The organism is Billgrantia sp. C5P2, from assembly GCF_051062895.2.
Genome location: NZ_CM128542.1, coordinates 3,172,945 through 3,192,514 on the forward strand (window position 1 = coordinate 3,172,945; position 19,570 = coordinate 3,192,514).

At 66.2% G+C, this 19,570-nt stretch carries 21 protein-coding genes; 5 read left to right on the forward strand and 16 right to left on the reverse strand.

What is annotated here, in order from left to right; translation table 11 throughout:
- Positions 1-78: 78 nt before the first annotated feature.
- The 4 genes from ACRWQA_RS14600 to ACRWQA_RS14615 all read right to left on the reverse strand — a co-directional run bounded on the left by ACRWQA_RS14600 (position 79) and on the right by ACRWQA_RS14615 (position 3,185).
- Positions 79-486 carry a hypothetical protein gene (locus tag ACRWQA_RS14600; protein ID WP_263583202.1) on the reverse strand — a complete coding sequence of 136 codons (408 nt, stop codon included), beginning with the start codon at positions 484-486 and terminating at the stop codon, positions 79-81.
- Positions 487-611: 125 nt separating this feature from the next.
- Positions 612-1,604 (reverse strand): lipid A deacylase LpxR family protein, encoded by a 993-nt coding sequence (locus ACRWQA_RS14605; protein ID WP_263583201.1) that lies wholly within the window; start codon positions 1,602-1,604, stop codon positions 612-614.
- A 102-nt stretch (positions 1,605-1,706) separates the two neighbouring features.
- Entirely contained in the window at positions 1,707-2,546 is an 840-nt protein-coding gene (locus ACRWQA_RS14610; RefSeq protein WP_434231715.1) for a fructosamine kinase family protein, read from the reverse strand.
- A gap of 132 nt (positions 2,547-2,678) precedes the next feature.
- Entirely contained in the window at positions 2,679-3,185 is a 507-nt protein-coding gene (locus ACRWQA_RS14615; protein WP_263583199.1) for a fasciclin domain-containing protein, read from the reverse strand.
- A 177-nt stretch (positions 3,186-3,362) separates the two neighbouring features.
- Between ACRWQA_RS14615 and ACRWQA_RS14620 the strand changes: the two genes are divergently transcribed.
- Entirely contained in the window at positions 3,363-3,674 is a 312-nt protein-coding gene (locus ACRWQA_RS14620) for a YqfO family protein (protein ID WP_263583198.1), read from the forward strand.
- 9 nt (positions 3,675-3,683) lie between these two features.
- Here ACRWQA_RS14620 and tal read toward each other — a convergent pair whose 3' ends face one another.
- The 12 genes from tal to ACRWQA_RS14680 form a co-directional block, all read right to left on the reverse strand.
- Positions 3,684-4,634, reverse strand: a complete 951-nt coding sequence (gene tal, locus ACRWQA_RS14625) for a transaldolase (RefSeq protein WP_434229233.1) — start codon at positions 4,632-4,634, stop codon at positions 3,684-3,686.
- A gap of 39 nt (positions 4,635-4,673) precedes the next feature.
- The gene (gene xylB / locus ACRWQA_RS14630; protein WP_263583196.1) at positions 4,674-6,158 is read right to left on the reverse strand and encodes a xylulokinase; all 1,485 of its coding nucleotides are present in this window, start codon (positions 6,156-6,158) and stop codon (positions 4,674-4,676) included.
- The gene (locus ACRWQA_RS14635; RefSeq protein WP_434229234.1) at positions 6,158-7,651 is read right to left on the reverse strand and encodes a mannitol dehydrogenase family protein; all 1,494 of its coding nucleotides are present in this window, start codon (positions 7,649-7,651) and stop codon (positions 6,158-6,160) included. Before ACRWQA_RS14635 ends, xylB begins: the two co-directional genes overlap by 1 nt.
- 67 nt (positions 7,652-7,718) lie before the next feature.
- Complete coding sequence (locus tag ACRWQA_RS14640; protein WP_263583194.1) at positions 7,719-8,342, reverse strand: nucleoside triphosphate hydrolase; 624 nt, start codon at positions 8,340-8,342, stop codon at positions 7,719-7,721.
- A gap of 4 nt (positions 8,343-8,346) precedes the next feature.
- Positions 8,347-9,129: an L-iditol 2-dehydrogenase gene (locus ACRWQA_RS14645; protein WP_434229235.1), complete on the reverse strand. Its 783-nt coding sequence runs from the start codon at positions 9,127-9,129 to the stop codon at positions 8,347-8,349.
- On the reverse strand, positions 9,126-9,845 hold the full coding sequence (locus tag ACRWQA_RS14650) for an HAD family hydrolase (protein ID WP_263583192.1): 720 nt from the start codon (positions 9,843-9,845) through the stop codon (positions 9,126-9,128). The genes ACRWQA_RS14645 and ACRWQA_RS14650 overlap by 4 nt, the downstream gene beginning before the upstream one ends.
- A gap of 11 nt (positions 9,846-9,856) precedes the next feature.
- The gene (locus ACRWQA_RS14655) at positions 9,857-10,999 is read right to left on the reverse strand and encodes an ABC transporter ATP-binding protein (protein ID WP_263583191.1); all 1,143 of its coding nucleotides are present in this window, start codon (positions 10,997-10,999) and stop codon (positions 9,857-9,859) included.
- 13 nt (positions 11,000-11,012) lie between these two features.
- Complete coding sequence (locus ACRWQA_RS14660) at positions 11,013-11,927, reverse strand: carbohydrate ABC transporter permease (protein WP_263583190.1); 915 nt, start codon at positions 11,925-11,927, stop codon at positions 11,013-11,015.
- Positions 11,928-11,942: 15 nt separating this feature from the next.
- Entirely contained in the window at positions 11,943-12,833 is an 891-nt protein-coding gene (locus ACRWQA_RS14665; RefSeq protein ID WP_263583189.1) for a carbohydrate ABC transporter permease, read from the reverse strand.
- Positions 12,834-12,902: 69 nt separating this feature from the next.
- The gene (locus ACRWQA_RS14670; RefSeq protein WP_263583188.1) at positions 12,903-14,207 is read right to left on the reverse strand and encodes an ABC transporter substrate-binding protein; all 1,305 of its coding nucleotides are present in this window, start codon (positions 14,205-14,207) and stop codon (positions 12,903-12,905) included.
- A 149-nt stretch (positions 14,208-14,356) separates the two neighbouring features.
- Positions 14,357-15,316, reverse strand: a complete 960-nt coding sequence (locus tag ACRWQA_RS14675; RefSeq protein WP_263583187.1) for a sugar-binding transcriptional regulator — start codon at positions 15,314-15,316, stop codon at positions 14,357-14,359.
- 26 nt (positions 15,317-15,342) lie between these two features.
- Complete coding sequence (locus ACRWQA_RS14680) at positions 15,343-15,900, reverse strand: NUDIX hydrolase (protein WP_263583186.1); 558 nt, start codon at positions 15,898-15,900, stop codon at positions 15,343-15,345.
- Positions 15,901-15,970: 70 nt separating this feature from the next.
- Here ACRWQA_RS14680 and ACRWQA_RS14685 point away from each other — a divergent pair, with 70 nt between their 5' ends.
- Genes ACRWQA_RS14685 through ACRWQA_RS14700 form a run of 4 tightly spaced genes read left to right on the forward strand, consistent with a single transcriptional unit; the run spans position 15,971 to position 19,542 of the window.
- Entirely contained in the window at positions 15,971-16,615 is a 645-nt protein-coding gene (locus tag ACRWQA_RS14685) for a CoA pyrophosphatase (RefSeq protein ID WP_263583185.1), read from the forward strand.
- A gap of 43 nt (positions 16,616-16,658) precedes the next feature.
- A complete protein-coding gene (locus ACRWQA_RS14690) occupies positions 16,659-17,318 on the forward strand; it encodes a 2OG-Fe(II) oxygenase (protein WP_434229236.1) in 660 nt (219 codons plus the stop codon).
- Positions 17,318-18,898 carry a PAS domain-containing sensor histidine kinase gene (locus tag ACRWQA_RS14695; protein ID WP_434229237.1) on the forward strand — a complete coding sequence of 527 codons (1,581 nt, stop codon included), beginning with the start codon at positions 17,318-17,320 and terminating at the stop codon, positions 18,896-18,898. The genes ACRWQA_RS14690 and ACRWQA_RS14695 overlap by 1 nt, the downstream gene beginning before the upstream one ends.
- Positions 18,895-19,542, forward strand: a complete 648-nt coding sequence (locus tag ACRWQA_RS14700; RefSeq protein WP_434229238.1) for a response regulator transcription factor — start codon at positions 18,895-18,897, stop codon at positions 19,540-19,542. The genes ACRWQA_RS14695 and ACRWQA_RS14700 overlap by 4 nt, the downstream gene beginning before the upstream one ends.
- Positions 19,543-19,570: the final 28 nt, after the last annotated feature.

Here is a 19,570-nt window from a genome sequence, read left to right on the forward strand (position 1 = left end):
TCGTTTCCATTGATACGTCAAAGGTCGACGAATTTTACATTCATGCATGTATGGATGTAAATCGAATGGGCGGAAAGCTCACTCGCCACGTGGCCGGCTGCGCAGGATTCGCCCCTCTGGGTGCACTTCGATGCGGCTACCTCTGCCGGAGCCCACCACGTCATCGCGCCACATCTCGCCGCGCTCCCGAGGGGCCAGATATGGCGGCCTTGGCGGCTCTGGCGACGGCGGTGCGTGCTCCCAGCCGTGATACGGGTCAAACAGCACCCCGGGCAGTTCGATGATGAACGAGGGATCGTGCCGCCTGCGCTGCCGCCAGCGCTCGCGATGCCAGGCCAAGGGTTCGAACACCGGCTGCCAGGCGGGAGACGCTGGCGCATGGCGCGGCTCCCCCGACGCGGCGCCGGCAGGAGCGTTCACGGCAAGCCATCCCGCCAGCAAGAGCGTTCCCCAGCCGGCTCGTCGAAGCTGAAACAGGTCGTTCATCGCCTTGACCTCCCCACCGATCGTCACGACACCAGACACGTCTGGGGCCAAGTTTCCCAGTATAGATCGGCCATCGACTGGAACTAGCGACGAAGTCGCGGGCAGCTCGCATTCGCCAGTCCTGCTCAGAACCGATAGCTCATCGACAGCGCGCCATGCACGGTGCTGCTCTCCTGTTCCTCGAACTCCTTGCTGCGCCAGACATGTGCCAGACTCACTTCCCATTGCTTCCAGGTCAGCGCCACTCCCAGCACGGCGTCACCGACCCATTCCCTGCGATCAACCGATTGGCTGTTGCGCACGGTATTGCCGTCCAGCAGCAGGTTATGCGCCACGTAACGCCCCTGTAGAGCGGCAAAGACATGCCAGCCACTGCCCGGCGACGTCGAGACATGGCGGTAGCCCCCCTGCTCCGCCCCCAGGGAGGGCCAGCCCATGGCGGTGTCCAACCCTTGACCGAGGCGCAAGCCGTAGCCTGTCCCGGCCTGGACGACGAGGTTGCCGAGGGATGCCGAGACCCCCGGACCATGCTGCATTTCCAGCCGTCCCAGCGATTGGCGATGCCACCAGTGGCGGCGGTAGGAGGCGTTGAGGATAGGCTCGTTGCCCAACTGGTGGGACCAGCCGCGGGGCCGCTGAGCGTTGACGAACCGATGCACTTCGCGCTGGACGCTGTCGGCCGCCGTGATCGGCCCCACCACACCGATGTCGAGCTGAAGCGCTTCTTCACGCTGCCAGGCGCCTTGCAGCGGCTGCCGGTCATACAGGGTCAGGCCACCCAGCACCAGGCCGGCATAGGGGCGGTCGTCTTCGATGAGGTCGCGCCGCGCCACCTCCACCGGCGTATACATCCGGTAGCTGAGGTGGTAGCTCAGCGCGTCGACCTGGTCCAGCCAGCCTTGCGGCAGTGCTCCGGCGATTCGCTGGCTCCAGTGATCCGGCGCCACCGCGCGAGTCCAGATGAGCTCCATTCCGGCCGTGTAGTTGTCGTCGTCCCGACTGACCATGCCGTCGTTGTCTAACTGTAGCGTCACGCTGCCCGGGTCCGCCCATGCCGGCGCAGTCCATATCCAGCCAACCATCCCTGCAGCGACGATACCGCCCAAGACTCTGCGCATGATGTTTCTCTTCCATGAGTGAACAAACATACTTGAGTGTATGTAGCTGATCTGGGGCGGGCAAGGGTATTCAAACGAACTTTTGAATGAATGATTGCCCCCTCAGAGCTGTTCGATAGCGGCTACCACTCGCTCGACGCCACTTCGATAACCGCTACCGAAAAGCAGCAGATGATTGAGCAGCGGATAGAGCTGGAACAGCGCCTCGCGCCGCGGCCAGTCGTACGGAGCATTGCCATCCCAGTAGGCTTCGAAGAAGGCGTCGCCGGGCGAGCCGAACAGCGTCAGCATGGCCAGGTCGACCTCGGGGTAGTGCCGATACACTGCCGGGTCGATGATCGCCGGGCCTTGTGGGGTATACAGCACGTTGCCCGACCACAGATCGCCGTGCAGCAGGCTTGCCGGTAGGTCGGGCAGCCACTCTTCCAGGGCCTCCGCCAGCGCCTCGATGCGGCCACGCAGCCGGTTATCCAGCAGTCCGCGCTCGTGACTGGCCCGGGCCAGCGGCAGCAGGCGCCGCTCACGCTGGAAGACTCGCCCGTCGGCAAGTGGCGCATTGGGCTGGGGCGTGCGTCCGCAGGCGTTGTCCCGCGGCCAGCCGTGCTCGGCTGCGGTATGTGAATGCAACTGGCGAAGCCCCTCGCCCAGGGCCGTGGCAGAGCGTGGCGAGCGCGAACCCGCCTCGAGCGCCTCCATGACCAACCAGCCGTCGCCCAATGCCAGGACGTTGGGCACCCGTAGCGAGCTCTCGGCCTGGCGCAAGGCCTGCAGTCCATCCGCTTCGCCCGTCAATCGCTCGGCCTCGTCATGCTTGACCACGACCGGCCCCTGGGACGTCTCCAACCGGTAGACGGCTGCAATATCTCCGCCTCCGAGCGGCTGCATTCTCCCGACGGGTGAGAGTCCCTGCGCTTCCAGCAGTGCGGAGAGTGCTCGATCCATGGTTTCCTCCTTGGCCGCTCATGCTCTATGACGCTGTCATGAAAACCATGCCACGCTCCCGCTCGATGCCAAAGCCGATATGAAAAAGCCACCCCGAAGAGGTGGCTATGGAGACGGTAATGTCTATCGGTGTTACTCCGGCAGCAGAACGCTATCGATCACGTGAATCACCCCGTTGCTGGCCTCGATATCGGCCTGGATCACGCTGGCGTCGTCGATCATCACGCTGCCGTCCATGGTGGTGATGGTGAGGTCCTGCCCCTGGACGGTCGTGGCGCTGTCCAGCCCCATGGCGTCTTCGGCCATCACCTTGCCCGCCACCACGTGGTAGGTCAGCACTGCCTGGAGCTGCTCACGGTTTTCGGGCTCGAGCAGGCTCTCCACGGTACCTTCGGGCAGCTTGGCAAAGGCGTCATCGGTGGGGGCAAACACCGTGAAGGGCCCTTCGCCCTTGAGGGTTTCCACCAGACCTGCCGCCTCCAGCGCAGCCGCCAAGGTCTCGAACTGGCCGGCCGCCACGGCGGTATCGACGATATCCTTTGCGCCACCATGGTCATCGGCCTGTACGGCGCCCGTCAAGGCAACACCCAGCATGCCAGCTCCCACCCAACCGATGGCCACTCGTTGCAACGTTTTCATCTGTATGTACCTCATGGGGTGAACGATGAGGGTTCGCGTCGAATTGACCAAACCCTGTACAGAATCTATATCCTGTACAAATCCTGGACAAGTATTTTCTGCGCCCATCGACAGGTATTTTTCTATGCATGGCGACGTATCATGGGGAGAAGCCATGCACTGCAAGGAGAGGAAACGATGTACAAGCTTGCCTTCTACGTTCCGCTCGAGGATGCCGAAACGGTCAAGGAAGCCGTGTTCGCCAGCGGGGCCGGGCGCATCGGCGACTACGAAGCATGCTGCTTCGAAACCCGGGGCACCGGTCAGTTTCGTCCTCTGGACGGCGCCAACCCGCATATCGGCCAGGTTGGCGATCTGGAAAAGGTGGAGGAAGTGAAGGTGGAGCTGGTCTGCGAGGACCGGCTCATCCGCGATGCCGTCGCCGCGCTGCGGGCGGCCCACCCCTACGAGGAGCCGGCCTTCGACGTGTGGAAGCTGGAAACCTTCTAAGCCAGTGCGTCAGCCCAGCCGCTCTGCGATACGCCGTTCGAGCCGGTCCTGGTCCTCAGCGAAGCGACGGATACCCTCGGCCAGCTTGTCGTTGGCCATGGCGTCCTGATTGTGCTGCCAGCGGAATGCGGGTTCGGTAAGCGGTGCGGGGCGCTCACCGGGAGACGGGAACACGACCCGCTTTTCGACCTCGCCCTTCTCGCCCGCCAGTTCCTCGAGCAGCGCCGGCGATATCGTCAGCCGATGGCAGCCGGCCAGCGCCAGCACCTGCCCCGTCGTGCGAAAGCTCGCCCCCATCACCACGGTATCGAAGCCGCCACGACCGGCGCGCTCGCATACGCTGCGCACGAACAGCACACCCGGGTCCTCGTCAGGGGCGTACTCCTTGCCGGTCTCTTTCTTGTACCAGTCGGTAACCCGTCCCACGAATGGAGAGATCAGGAACACGCCGGCATCGAAGCAGGCCTGGGCCTGGGCATCGCTGAACAGCAGCGTGAGGTTGCAGTTGATGCCCTCCCGCTCGAGCCGCTCGGCGGCACGAATGCCCTCCCAGGTGGAAGCCAGCTTGACCAGCACCCGCTCACGGCCGACGCCGCGGCGCTCGTACAGTTCGATCAGCTCGAAGGCCTTGCGCACGCTCGCCTCGGTATCGAAGGAGAGCTTGGCGGCCACCTCGGTGGATACGCGTCCCGGCACCAGCTTGGCAATTTCCGCGCCCTTGGCCACGGCCAGGCGATCCACGGCGCGTTCGACGCGTGTCGGCAAGTCGCCACCTTCGGCCTTGACCACGCCAAGCACGTCATCGATCAGCGCCTGGTAGCCGGGTAGATCGAAGGCCTTGAGCAACAGCGAGGGATTGGTGGTGGCATCCTGCGGCCGGTAGCGGCGGATGGCGTCGAGATCGCCGGTGTCGGCGACGACCAGCGAATGGCGCCGAAGGTTGTCGAGTCGAGTCGTCATGGGGCTTCTCCGTGGGCTGCAGTTGAAGATGGAGTGGGTTCAGGCCGGAATGTCATGCTGCGCGGCCAGCGCCTCGCGATACCTCGTGTAGACCGCTTCGTAGGCCTTCACGTTGGTGGCTTCGGGCTCGGCCAGCGAAGCCTCGTCGAGATGCACCAGGCGTTCGCAAAGTGCGGCCAGCGAGAGTTCCCGGCGCTCACACCAGGCCGCCTGCAGCGCAGCCCCCAGCGCCGCGGCATCGGTCACCTGCGGACAGATCACCTGGGTGCCAGTGATATCGGCCACCATCTGGCGCCAGACCGGGCTTCTCGCGCCGCCGCCGACCAGGCGGATCTGGCTCGCCCCGGCGGCCAGCGGCCCGAGCAGCTCGAGGCCATAGCGCATGCCGAAGGTGGCACTCTCCACCACCGCCCGGCACAGGTTGGCCTGGGTCAGGTTGCGGCTGTCGAGCCCCAGGAAGCTCGCAGTGGCGTGAGGCAGTGCCGGCACCCGCTCGCCATTGAAGAACGGCAGTACCGTCACGCCCTCGGCGCCGATCGGGGCCGCGGCCAGGCGCTCACCGAAGGCCGCCAGGTCGAGGTCGAACAGCTCGCGCACCAGGGTGCTGGCCGAGGTCACGTTCATGGTACAGATCAGCGGTAGCCAGCCGCCGTGGCTGGCGCAGAAGTTGGCGACCATGTCGCTCTCGGCGCGCACCGGCTCGGGCGAATAGGCACAGACGGTACCCGAGGTGCCGAGGCTCAGGGTGACGATGCCGGGAACGATGTTGCCGGTACCGATGGCGCCGAGCATGTTGTCGCCACCCCCACTCGCGACCAGGATGCCCTCACCCAGCCCCAGCTCACGGGCCACTTCCGGCTGCAGCGTTCCGGCAGGTTCACGGGAGTCGATCAACCGCGGCAGCACGTGCTCGGGGTCGAGCTCCGGGGCGATCTCGGCGAAGACGTCGTGACGCCACTGCCGGCTGCGAGTATCGAAGTAGCCGGTACCCGACGCATCGCCCGCCTCCGCCACCTTCTCGCCGGTGAGCCAGAAGTTGAGATAGTCATGGGGCAGCAGGATGGCATCGATGCGCCGATAGACGTCGGGATGAACCTCACGCAGCCAGGCGACCTTCGACGCGGTGTAGCCGGTCTGAAGCACCAGCCCGAGCTGCTCAAGACAACCCGCCGGGCCGCCGAGGCGCTCGACCAGCGCATCGTTGTGCGCCGCCGTCTCGGTATCGCACCACAGCTTGGCCGGATGCACCGGCTGGCCCTTGGCATCCAGCGCCACCATGCCGTGCTGCTGGCCGGACACGCCAATGGCGCGGATCGCGCAACGCTCGATGCCGGCCCGACTCACGGCCTCCTCGAACGCTCCACGAAAGGCCTCGAGCCACTCCTCGGGCTGCTGCTCGCGACGCCCGTTCTCACCTTCCACCAGGCGATGCGGACGGCTAGCCTCGCCGAGGATCGCCCCGCCGTCGATGTCGACCACCACCACCTTGGTGCTCTGGGTGCCACAGTCCACCCCGATATACATTACTCCGCTCCTTGTGCTTGCTCCCCGACCAGGGTTTCAAGGGTAGCGCGCGCGCCGCGTTCGTGCAGGCTCTCCAAGGCGGCCAGATAGGCCTCGCGGAAACGCTCGTGCTCGGCCAGGTCACCGAACAGCTCACAGTTCTCGATGAAGGCAGTGGGCTGCGTACGGTTGGCAGCGGCCAGCGCCATCAGTTCGTCCTTGAGGCGGTCGACCACCGCGATGGGCTGGCCCTGTTCGTCGATGCCCTCCGCGTAGCGCGCCCAGCTCGCCACCACCGCCGCGCTACGGTGGATCTCACCGCCTGTCGCGAGCTGCTCGCGAATCACGGGCACCAGCCACTTGGGAATGCGATCGGAGCTCTCGGCGCACAGCCGTGCCAGGGTGTCCTTGATCTCGGGATTGGCGAAGCGCTCGATCAGGGTCAGGCGGTACTGCTCGAGATCCACCCCCGGCACCGGCGCCAGGGTCGGGCTGCCTTCGTGGCGCATGTAGCCAAGCAGGAAGTCGACTAACAGCGGGTCCCGACACGCCTCGTGGGCGTAGCGATAACCCGTCAGGTAACCGAAGTAGCACAGCGCCTGGTGGCTGGCGTTGAGCAGGCGCAGCTTCATCAGCTCGTAGGGTCCGACATCCTCGACCACCTGCACGCCAACCTGCTCGAAGGACGGCCTGCCGCTGACGAAATGATCCTCCAGTACCCATTGCGTAAAGGGCTCGCACACCACCGGCCAGGCATCCTCGACGCCGAACTCACGCGCCAGCTCCTCGATATCCGCCGACTGGGACACCGGCGTGATGCGGTCGACCATGGCATTGGGAAAGGCCACCTCGGTTTCGAGCCACTGCCCCAGGGCAGGGTCGCGTGCCCGGGCGAAGGCCGTGAACATGCGCCTGGCCACCTCGCCGTTGCCCTGGATGTTGTCGCAGGACATGATCGTGAACGGTGCCAGGCCGCCCTCACGCCGCCGGGCCAACGCCTCGACCACCAGGCCGAAGGTAGAGCGCGGCACCTGCGGGTGGTCGAGATCATGGCGCACATCGGGGTTGCCGAGGTCGAACTCGCCGCTCACCGGATGGAAGTTGTACCCTCCTTCGGTGACGGTCAGCGAGACGATGCGAATGGCGGGGTCGGCCATGCGCTCGATGGCGGCCTCGGGGTCATCGGGGGCGAACAGGTAGTCGAGCATGGCGCCGATCACGCGCGGCTCGCGCTCGCCATTCGGATGCTTCACCACCAGCGTATAGAGATGGTCCTGCGCCGCCAGCGCTTCCTGCATGCGCCGGTCGCCAGGCATCACGCCGACGCCAACGATGCCCCAATCGAGCGCCTCACCGCGGTTCATCAGTTCGTCGAGGTACATGGCCTGGTGGGCGCGATGAAAACCACCGACGCCGATGTGCACGATGCCCGGCGTCAGCGCCTGGCGGTCGTAGCGCGGCACGGCGATACGTGGATCGAGGCGGGTGAGCGTGGCGTTGCTGAGAGCAGGCATGAGGGCACTCCTTGCCGCGGGCGGCAATGAACGAAAATGATGGATGGCAACGGCAGCGTGACGCGGCCTAACGCCAGTAGAGGTCCGGCGCGACGGATTCGCGCTTGATCAGCCGGGCATTGAGCATGTCCTTGTGGCGCGCCTTGTCGATGGCGCCCTGCTGCTCCTGGCCCATCCCCAGCCAGCGCTGGATCAGGCGCGCCTCGAGCACCTCGTCGGCCACCTCGAGGAACAGCGTCATGTCGAACAGGGCGTGCAGTTCGCGCCACGGGTCGCGATCGAGCAGCAGGTAGTTTCCCTCGACGATGACCAGGCGATGCTCGAGGGTAATCAGGCGCCCGCCGGCCCGGGCCAGGTCCAGCGGGCGATCGAACACCGGCACCGCTACGGTTCTGTCGGCACGGCGAATGCGCTCCAGGTCGTGCTTCAAGCCATCGGGGTCGAAGGTCTCCGGCGCCCCCTTGATCGGCAGTTGGCCCAGCGGCTCGAGGATGGCGTTGTCGAGGTGGTAGCCATCCATCGGCACCACCGCGGCGATGCCGGGCTGCCGCTCGTTGAGCTCGCGGCACAGCCACTCGGAGAGGAACGACTTGCCCGCCCCCGGCGGCCCGGCCAGGGCGACGATGAAGCGTTGCCGGTTCTCGGCGGCCTCCAATAAACGCACCGCCATGTCATGAATATTGGGGTTCATTTTTTCAACTCATCCAGTTGCCACCGTCGACATTTAGAGTTTGGGCTACGACATATTCGCTATCATCCGAGGCAAGAAACACCGCCGCCCCGGCATGATCCTCCGGCCTGCCCATGCGCCCGTAGGGCACTGCCTCACCCACCAGGCGCTTCTTTTCGCCCAGCGGACGGTTCTCGTAGCGGGCGAACAGCGCATCGACCTCGTCCCACATCGGCGTGTCGACCACGCCCGGGGCGATGCCGTTGACGCGAATGCCGTAGCGGATCAGGTCGAGCGCACACGATTGGGTGAGGCTGATCACCGCCGCCTTGGTGGCGCAGTAGGTGCTCACCAGCGCTTCGCCGCGACGTCCCGCCTGGGAGGCCATGTTGATGATCGCCCCACCTTCGCCACGGGTGACCATGTGCCGAGCTACCGCCTGCAGGGTAAAGAACAGCCCCTTGGTGTTGACGGCGAACTGCCGATCGAAGCTGCCTTCGCTGACCTCGAGCACCGGTGCCATGTCGAAAACCGCCGCGTTGTTGACCAGGATGTCGATGGCGCCGAGGTGTTCCGTCACGGCCTGGATCATCGCCGCGATCGAGTCGCGATCGCAGACGTCGAGGCGCACCCCCATGACGCGGTCGGCCCCCAGGTGACGCAAACCCGCTACCGCCTCCTCCACCGCGGCCACGTCGATATCGGCAACGGCGACCCGCGCCCCCTCGGCGAGATAGCGCTCGGCGATGGCCAGGCCGATGCCGCGTGCGCCACCGGTGATGACAGCCACCTTGTCTTGCAGTTTCATCTCGGACTTTCCTCGTTGGTTTCGCTCGCGGCCGCACTCGCGCTAACAACGCGACCTTCGTGCCATTGTTGAATCAATGCCTCCAGGCCATGCATGGCCGGCAGCACCCGCCACGCCCCCGCTTGGCGCAGCCGCTCGGCGTGACCGTCCTCGATATGGCTGGCACCGGTGAAGCCGATCACCGTCATGCCCGCGGCATGCGCCGCCGTCACCCCGGAAACGCTGTCCTCGACCACCAGGCAGTCTCCCGGCGCCCGGCCCATCCTGCGCGCCGCCAGCAGGTAGAGGTCGGGCGCCGGCTTGGGTCGTTCGACCTCATCGGCCGTGAACAGCGGCACCTCGCCCAGCCGGGCGTCGAGCCCGGTGACGGCGAGCGACGCCAGCACCCGACGGCGGCGGCTGTTGGAGACGATGGCCAGCGGCAACTCGATCCGGCCCAGCGTTTCTGCCACGCCTTCGACGGCGCGCAGCTCCTCGGCCAGCCGCGCCTCGATCGCGCTGTCGATGCGCTCCAGCGCATCTGCCGGCAGCCGATGCGCACTCTGCCGCTCAAGCCGGTCGAGGATTGCCGCCGTGGTCATGCCCAGTGCCTGGCGCAAGGCGACATCCTCGGAGATGTCCGGCAACAGCAGGCCGAGCTGCTCCAGCAGCGTCGCCTCGGCGACGACCTCGCTGTCCACCAGCACGCCATCGCAGTCGAAAATCAATGTTTCCATGCCTACCCCGCTCATTGGCCGCTGGCCACGCTTGGCGTGCGGTTGTCCTGACGGTTGAGCCCGGCCAGGGGATGACGCGACAGGCTCGGCAGGGCCAGGTCCGCGGCATCGAAGAGATGGGCACAGGCGCGATCGAAGCCGAAGCGCAGGGTATCGCCGACCCGGCTATCCACGTTGCCGTCGGCGCTCACGGTGACCAGGGTGTCCTGCATGCGCACGTAGAGCGAGGTCACCCCACCCAGGCGCTCGATCACCTCGATGCGCCCCGAGAGCGGCCCTTCGGGCTCGATCTGCAGGTGCTCGGGACGTATGCCCAGCGTCAGTGACTCATCGTTCAGGTCAGTGCCGTCCACCTGCACTTCGCAGGTCGCCCCGTCCGGCAGGCGAACCTCGACGCCCGTGGGGCTGGCTTCCACAAGCTTCACCTTCAGGAAATTCATCTTCGGCGAGCCGATGAAGCCGGCCACGAAACGGTTGCGAGGGTGGTGGTAGAGCTCCATCGGCGAGCCCACCTGCTCGACCACGCCGCCCTGCAGCACGACGATCTTGTCGGCCATGGTCATGGCCTCGATCTGGTCGTGGGTGACGTAGATCATGGTGGCGTCGAGCTCCTCGTGCAGGCGCGCCAGCTCGATGCGCATCTGCACCCGCAGCGCCGCGTCGAGATTGGAGAGCGGCTCGTCGAACAGGAAGATGCTGGGGTTGCGCACGATGGCGCGGCCGATCGCCACGCGCTGGCGCTGCCCACCCGAGAGCGCCTTGGGCTTGCGTTCGAGCAGCGGCTCGAGCTGCAGCACCGATGCCGCCTCGCGCACCTTGCGCCGGCGCTCCTCCTTCGGCACGCCGGCAAGCTTGAGGCTGAAACCCATGTTGTCCTCGACGGTCATGTGCGGGTAGAGCGCGTAGCTCTGGAACACCATCGCCAGGCCGCGCTCGGCCGGGCCGACCTCGTTGATGCGTTGCCCGTCGATCAGGATGTCGCCCGAGGTGGCGCTCTCGAGGCCGGCGATGATGCGCAGCAGGGTCGACTTGCCACAGCCGGAGGGGCCGACGAAGACCACGAACTCGCGGTCGTTGACCTCCAGATCGACGCCCTTGATCACCTGGGTGTCGTCGAACTGCTTGACGATGTTGTTGAGTTGTAGCGTTGCCATGGGGGAAACCTCGTTACTTGACGGCGCCGAAGGTGAGGCCACGTACCATCTGCTTCTGGGTCAACCAACCGAAGACCAGGATCGGCGCGATCGCCATGGTGGAAGCGGCGGAGAGCTTGGCCCAGAACAATCCCTCGGGACTCGAGAATGACGCGATGTAGGCGGTGAGCGGCGCCGCGCTGGAGGAGGTCAGGTTGAGGCTCCAGAACGCCTCGTTCCAGCTCAGGATCACCGACAGCAGCCCGGTGGAGGCGATGCCAGGCAGGGTCAGCGGCAGCAGCAGGTAGAGCACCTCTTGAAAGGTATTCGCCCCGTCCATGCGCCCCGCCTCGAGGATGTCCCGCGGCAGGTCCTTGAAGAAGGTGTAGAGCATCCACACCACGATCGGCAGGTTCATCAGGGTGTAGACGATGATCAGCCCGGTGCGGGTGTCGAGCAGGCCGAAATCGCGAAAGATCAGGTAGATCGGCACCAGCACGCCCACCGGCGGCAGCATCTTGGTGGAGAGCATCCACAGCAGCGTGCCCTTGGTGCGCTTGGTGGGCAGGAACGCCATGGCGTAGGCCGAGGGAATGGCGATGGCCAGCGCCAGCAGGGTCGAGCCGAAGGCCACCACCACGCTGTTCAGGGCGAACTTGAAGTAATCGGCCCGGGCCTGCACGGCGATGTAGCTCTCCAGCGTCGGCGTGAAGATCAGGCTGGGGTCGGCGATGGCTTCGGCCTCCGTCTTGAAGCCCGTCAGCACCATCCACAGGATGGGAAAGAAGATGATCAGGGCAATGCCCCACCCCAGCAGCGTCAGCCATACCCGCCGCGCCCCGGCGCTGGGCACCAGCGGCGTGTGGCGGGCATGGGCCGCGCCATCGTCGGAGGCGCTTGCCAGTTGGCCATCGGCCGGCAGGGCCTGCTTGGTCTTGAGTGTGGTCATGAGCGGCTCCTCGCCTCAGCTTTCCAGGTTCTTGGCCACCAGCCGGACCAGGAAGATGGCAACGATATTCGCCAGGATGATGGCGACCACCCCACCGGCGGAGGCCAGGCCGACGTCGAAATCGAGCAGCGCCTGGATGTAGATCAGGAATGCCAGGTTGGTGGTGGCGAGCCCCGGCCCGCCTGAAGTGGTGACGTAGATCTCGGCGAAGATCGTCAGCAGGAAGATCATCTCGATCATGATCACCACGCTGATGGCACGCTTCAGGTGTGGCAGGGTGATATAGAAGAACACCGCGATGGGCCCTGCTCCGTCCATGCGCGCCGCCTCGACCTGGTCGTCGTCGAGCGACTGCATGGCGGTGAGCAGAATCAGCAGGGCGAACGGCAGCCACTGCCAGGCCACGATGATGACGATCGAGGTGAGCGGGAGCGACGAGAACCAGTCCACCGCCGGCAGGCCAAATAGCTCGGCGACCCATGACAGAACCCCATTGGAGGGGTGCATCATCATGTTCTTCCACACCAGCGCACTCACCGTGGGCATGACGAAGAACGGCGAGATGGCCAGCACCCGGGCGATGCCGCGGCCGGGAAACTCCTGCTGGAACAGCACGGCGAGCAGAACGCCGCCGCCCACGGTGATCACCAGTACCGAGCCCACCATCAGCAGCGTGTTGCCCATGGCGCGCCACAGCGCCGGGTCGGTAAACAGGTACTCATAGTTCTCCAGGCCGGCGAAACCGCTCATGCCAGGCATCAACAGGTTGTAGCGCTGCAGCGAGAACCATACGGTCATGCCCAGCGGGACCAGCATCCAAAGCAGCAGCAGCGTGACCGCGGGTGCCTGCAGAGACAGCGAGCGCAGACCACCGACGGTACGCCCGGAGGCGCGTGTCTTGCTCATAGCATCACCACGTAACGTTGGGAATTGGCCGCCGAGGCGTTGGCCCCGGCGGCAGGGCGAGGGTGTGGATCAGTAGCCGGCGCGCTGCATGGTGCGCTCAGTGGCGCGCTGGGCGTTCTGCAGCGCCTGTTCGACACTGGTGTCGCCGGTCAAGGCCGAGGCGATGGTCTGGCCCACCTGGGTGCCGATGGACTGGAACTCCGGAATGCCGACGAACTGCACACCGACATAGGGGCTCGGCTCCAGCGTCGAATCGGTGGGGTCAGCGCTGTTGATCGCATCGAGCACGAAGCCGGCGAAAGGCGCCTCGCGCTGGTAGTTCTCGTTCTCGTAGGTGGATTCGCGGGTGCCCGGCGGTACGCTGGTCCAGCCCTCGGTTTCACCGACGAGTTCGACGTACTCCTGGGAGGTGGCCCAGGTCAGGAAGGTTTGCGCGGCTTCCTGCTTCTCCGAAGTGGCGGGAATGGCCAGCGCCCACGACCACAGCCAGTGCGCCCCCTTGGGTGTCTCCGCCACCGGCGCCGGGGCGAAGCCAAGGCGGTCGGCAACCTGAGATTCGGACGGATTGTAGAGCTTGCCCGCCGCCGAGGTGGCGTCGACCCACATGGCGCAGTTGCCACGCGAGAACAGCGCCAGGTTCTCGTTGAAGCCGTTGGAACTGGCCCCGGGTGGGCCGTAGTTGCCGAGCAGGTCGACGTAGAAGCCGATGGCCTCCTGCCAGGCCTGCGAGTCGAGTTCCGGGTTCCACTCCTCGTCGAACCAGCGTCCGCCGAAGGTGTTCACCAAGGTGGAGACGAAGGCCATGTTCTCGCCCCAGCCCGGCTTGCCGCGCAGGCAGATGCCGGCCAGTTGGTTGGCAGGGTCATGCAGCTCGGCGGCCCATTCGCGCACCTGCTCCCAAGTTGGCTGCTCGGGCATCTCGAAGCCGGCCTCCTCGAACAGGTCGGTGCGATAGTAGAGCATCGAACTCTCGGCGTAGAACGGCAGCGCGTAGAGCTTGCCATCGTGGCTGAGGCCGTCGCGCACGGGTTGGAGCAGGTCATCTTCCTGATAGGCCTCGGGCAGGTCGTCGAGCGCCGCCAGCCAGCCGCGCTCGGCCCAGATCGGCGCCTCGTAGGTACCGATGGTCATGACATCGAACTGGCCGCCTTCGGTGGCGATGTCGGTGGTCAGGCGCTGGCGAAGCACGTTCTCCTCGAGCACTACCCAGTTGACCTCGATGCCCGGATGGGCCTCCTCGAAGGCCTCGGTCAGGCTCTGCATGATGACCATGTCGTTGTTGTTGACCGTGGCGACGGTGATCGTCTCGGCCTGGGCAGCAGTGGCGACGGCAAGCGTCAGACCAGCCAGGGGAAAGGCGTGAGCGAGCTTCATGTCGGGCTCCTGTGTGCGGGCTTGCCCCTCGGGGCGTTTGTAATTGGTAGCCGGGAGTCGTTGTTTTGATCAAATACTCAACCAACGATCAAATGATCGGACACAGGGCGACAAAAGGCAAAGGCATTGCCCTTAGACTTTAGGCCAATCTAGGCAAGATCTTCGTTCTCGAGGATGAAGCGCGCGGCGCTTTCGTCGGTGACGAGCCCCTTGAGCCAGCCGCCGCGCAGCGCGGCAAGAATGGCCGGTCCCTTGTCGCGCCCTCCGGCCAAGGCCACCAGGGTCTGGTCGCGGAACATGGTCAGCGGCAGGCTGGTGACACGCCGGGTGATGGAGCACTCGATCACCTGGCCGGCCTGGTCGAGGGGCCAGCCGAGCAGCTCGCCCACGGCCTCTCGCGAGAGCAGCTCGTCGAGTTCGGCTTCGCTGATGAAATGATCCTGGAACAGGGTGGCCTGGCGGTCGATGCGCCCCACCCCGATATAGGCCGCCTCGGCATCCTTGGCGATCTCGACGATGGCCTGGAACAGCCGCTGGCCAAGCATCGCCTCCTTCTCCTCCACCGAGCCGGCCACCACCGGCGCCGGCAGCAGGAAGCGCTCGCCGCCGGTCTTGTCGGCCAGCACCATCACGCCGTCGTAGCGGTTGGCCGAACCGTCGCGGGCGACGTTGCCGACCAGCGAGACGAAGCGGTGCTGGGGACGCTCGATGCGGCTGAGCGCCTCCACTGTGGCACGCACCGAGCGCCCGGTGCCAAGCGACAGGGTCAACGGCTCGGAGCGCTCGATCAGCCTGGCCAGCCGCTCCGCTCCCGCCACGGCCAGGTAGTGAGCGCTGCTGTCGGGGGCCTCGGGGTCGGCCGGCACCACGTCGCAGAACTCGAGCCCGAAGCGCTTGAGGATAGCATCCGACATCACCATGCAATTGGTCAGCGGGTGGTCGATATGCACCTTGACCAGCCCCTCCTGACGCGCCAGGGCCAGCAACCGCTGCACGCCGGGGCGCGACACGCCGAGCTGGCTGGCGATCTCGTCCTGGGTGCGCCCTCCCACATAAGAGAGCCAGGCCGCGCGTGCCGCCTGGTCCAGTTTCAGCTCGAACTTGTCCACGTTACCCGTTCCTTCTCGATTGCCCATCAGGCTGAACCGAAGTAGCGCTCGCGATCCTCGGCGGTGATGTCGCTGATGTGCAGCGGATAGTGACCGTTGTCGCGGTCGGCGTAGAAATGGCGCAGAGTACGCTCGATGGTGGGAAAGGCCAACTCGTCCCAGGGAATCTCGTGCTCCTCGAACAGTGCCACCTCCAGGCTCTCCGGTCCGGCACAGAAATTGCCCGTGAGGTCGGCGCGAAAGATCATGTAGACCTGGTTGATGTGCGGCAGGTTGATCAGGGTATAGAGCCCATGGATATCGACCTCGGCGCAGGCCTCCTCCCAGGTTTCGCGAGCTGCCGCTTGAACGGTGGTCTCGGCGTTCTCCATGTAGCCCGCCGGCAGGGTCCAGAAGCCCTTGCGGGGAAAGATGGCTCGACGACAGAGCAGCACGCGCGAGCCGCTCACCGGGAGGGTGCCGGCGACGATGCGCGGGTTCTGGTAATGGATCGAGCCGCAGGCATCGCACAGGTACCTGGGGCGATCATCCCCTGCCGGGATCGCGAAGCGCACGGGTTGGCCACAGTGGCTACAGAAGTTCATGGGTCTCCCTGGCAGGCTTGACGTCGACGAAGGCCCCCGGGTAGAAGGAACCAAAGCCGATGGAAACTCCATGTTAGAGAAACTTCGCAAGCGCCTGCAAGCACACGCTCCCCGCCGCATGCGCCTCGACATGCCCCAGGCCGCGGTGCTGATGCCGATCGTCGACCGGCCCGAGCCTACGCTGTTGTTCACCCGCCGGGCGGGGCATCTCAATACCCACAGCGGCCAGGTGGCCTTTCCCGGCGGCAAGCGCGAGGATACCGACCGCGACCTGTTGACCACGGCGCTGCGCGAATCCCACGAGGAGATCGCCCTGCCGCCGGACCGTGTCGAACTGCTCGGCCGTCTGTCGGACGTGATCTCGCTGCATGGCATTTTGGTCACGCCCTACGTGGGCCTGATTCCTCCCGGCCTGCCGCTCGCTCCCGACCCGGGGGAACTCGACGCCATCTTCGAGGTGCCGCTGGCGCTGTTCCTCGAGGACCGGCGCCACCACACCGACGTGATCCCGGTGAACGGCCGCCCCCACTACGTGCCCAGCTACCATACCCAAGGCCAGGTGATCTGGGGGCTCTCGGCGATGATGCTGGTGGAACTGCTGGCGGAGGGGTTCGAGCGCCCCATCAGCCTGTTCGATGAGCCGCCACACGGTCGGCTATGCTATTTTCCCGAGCGGCTGCTGCGCAGCCCCGAAACCGAAACCCGCATTTCCTGATTTCACCCGGTTCCGTTATTACCGCGGAGGTTCCGCCTCACCCATGTCGCTTCTCGTTCGCCCGGCCTTCGCGGCCAGTGCCCTGCCCCACCTGGTCGATGCCCTGGTCGATCAGGGCTGGTTTATCGGCGAAGGTTTTCTCGACGCCGAGCTGTGCCATGACCTGCACCGGGAGCTTGCGGAGATGGCCGAGCGCGAGGCACTGGCCGCCGCCGGTATCGGCCGCGGTGACGAGCACCGGCTGCGCCGCGACATTCGCGGCGACGCCATCCACTGGCTCGACCGCGAGAGCCTGGCCCAGCGCCGCTACCTGGAAGCCATGGGCGAGCTGCAGCGCGAGCTGAACCAGGCACTGTTCCTGGGGCTGTTCGAGTACGAGGCGCACTTCGCCCACTACCCGCCCGGAGCTTTCTACAAGAAGCATCTCGACAGCTTCCGCGGGCGCGCCAATCGGGTCGTTTCCACGGTCGGCTACCTCAACCCCGACTGGCCTGCGGATGGCGGCGGCGAGATGGCGATCTTCGCCGCCGACGATCCTGAGCGGGAGGTGGCACGGGTACGCCCAGAGGCCGGCAACTTCGCCTGCTTTCTCTCCGAGAACGTGCCCCACGAGGTATTGCCGACCCGCCTGCCGCGAGCCAGCATCGCCGGCTGGTTCCGGCGCAACGCCTCGCTGGGTGGCCTGGTGGACCCGGCGCGCTGATGGCCAGCGAGATCGGGGCGCTGCGCGCACGCCTGGCCGAGCTCGAGGCCCAGAACGCCGAACTCGAAGCGAGAGCCAGCGAGCTGGACGAGGAGAAGCGCCACTATCAGTGGCTGGCCGAGAGCACCACCGACCTGATCTCCCGCCATGCCCGCGACGGCACCTTCCTCTACGCCTCCCAGGCCGCCCGCGACCTGCTCGGCTACGAGCCCGAGGAGTTGATCGGCGTGTCGGCCTACGACCTGTTCCACCCTTCCGACCTCGCCGACCTGCTCAACAAGTCGCCGCGGGTCTACTATCACGACGGCTTCTACCAGCAGACCTACCGCTTTCGCGCCAAGAGCGGCCGCTACGTGTGGTTCGAGACCACCAGCCGTACCCGCCGCGACCCGGCCACCGGCGAGCTTATCGACGTGCTCTGCGTGTCACGCGACGTGGGCCGGCGTATTCGCGCCGAGGCCAACCGCGAACGCCTGGCTCGGGTAGTGGAATCCACCACCGACTACGTGCTGTTCTGCGACGGTGACGAGCGGCTGTTCTACTCCAACGAGGCGGCCAGGAGGCTGCTGGGCCTGCCACGGGAGGGGCTCGATGCGCGGCTGGAGCAGGCCTATACGCCGGCATCGCTCGCCATCCTGCGCGAGATCGTGCTGCCCGCCGTGGCCCGCTATGGCTCCTGGAGCGGTGAACTGGAAATGCCGGGGCCCAGGGGGGCGGTGCCGGTGCTCAGCGTGGTGCTGGCCCACCGCGGCCCCGGCGCCGAGCCCGATCACCTCTCGCTGCTCAACCGCGACATTGGCCTGCGCAAGGCCACAGAAGACCAGGCGCGGCGCCACCAGGAGCAGATCGCCCATGCCAACCGCCTGGCCACCACCGGCGAGCTGGCGTCGAACATCGCCCACGAACTCAACCAACCGCTGGGCGCCATCGCCAACTACGCCAGCGGCGCGCTGATGCAGCTGCGCGCCGATCCACAGCGACCCGCCAGCGATCTGGTCCTGCCGCTCGAGCGCATCGACGAGCAGGTGCAACGACTGGCCGAGCGGCTGCGCCATATCCGTACCTTCGTGCGCAAGGGCCAGACCCGGCCTCGCCCGGTCACGCTGCTCGATGTGGTCGACGCCGCCTGCCGCCTGTGCGAATGGCAGTTCCAGCAGGCCGGTATCGGGCTCGACCACGACCTGCCGGAAGCCCTGCCGCGCATCCAGGCCGACCCCATCGCCCTGGAGCAGGTGATGGTCAACCTGCTGCTCAACGCTCTCGAGGCGAGCCGCGAGCGCCCCGAAGCAACGCGGGTGGAGATTCGCGCGCACCAAAGCGGCCCCCGAGAGGTCACCTTCAGCGTCAGCGACCAAGGCCCCGGCATCGGCACCGACGAGGCTCAGGCGATTTTCACACCCTTCCATTCCAGCCGCCCGGAAGGGCTCGGCATGGGCTTGGCCATCAGCCGCTCGCTGATGGAGGCCATGGGCGGCAGCCTGGTTCTGGGCGACAGTTCCGAGGGCGCCACCTTTACCGGTACACTGCTGGCCGAACCGAGCCCCACTTACCGCAGCAAGCCGCCCCGGAGCCAGCCGTGACCCAGCCCACCGCCGCCCCTTGTATCGCCGTGGTCGACGACGACGAAGCGCTGCGCGACTCGCTGGCATGGCTGCTCGACTCCGTGGGGTTGGCCACCCGCGCCTTCGCCGACGGCGAGGCCTTTCTCGCTGCGGAGCCCGATGCCTATGGTGCCGTGCTGCTGGACGTGCGTATGCCGGGGCTCTCCGGCCTGCAGGTGCAGCAGCGGCTCAACGAGCGCGGCGACACCGTGCCGGTGATCTTCATGACCGGCCACGGTGACGTGCCCATGGCAGTAGCCGCGCTCAAGGCCGGCGCCTTCGACTTCATCGAGAAGCCCTTCAATCACCAACAGCTGATCGACGCCGTGCAGCAGGCCTTGGCCGAACATCAGCGGCTACGTGCCGTACGCCAGCGCACCGACACTCTGCGCGAGCGCTATGACGCCCTGCGCCCCAAGGAGCGCGAAATACTGGTACACGTGGCCGAAGGCATGACCAGCCGCGAGATCGCCGAGCATCTGGACGTCAGCGCCAAGACGGTGGAGGTGTACCGGCTGCGGGGCATGAAGGCGCTAGGTGCCGGCAACCTGGCCGAGCTGGTGCGAATCTGCGTGGCGCTGGGACTGGTCGAGGCGCTGCCGACGGAACCACGGCAGCAATAGGCGTTCGCCTCACGCACGCGCCGGGCCA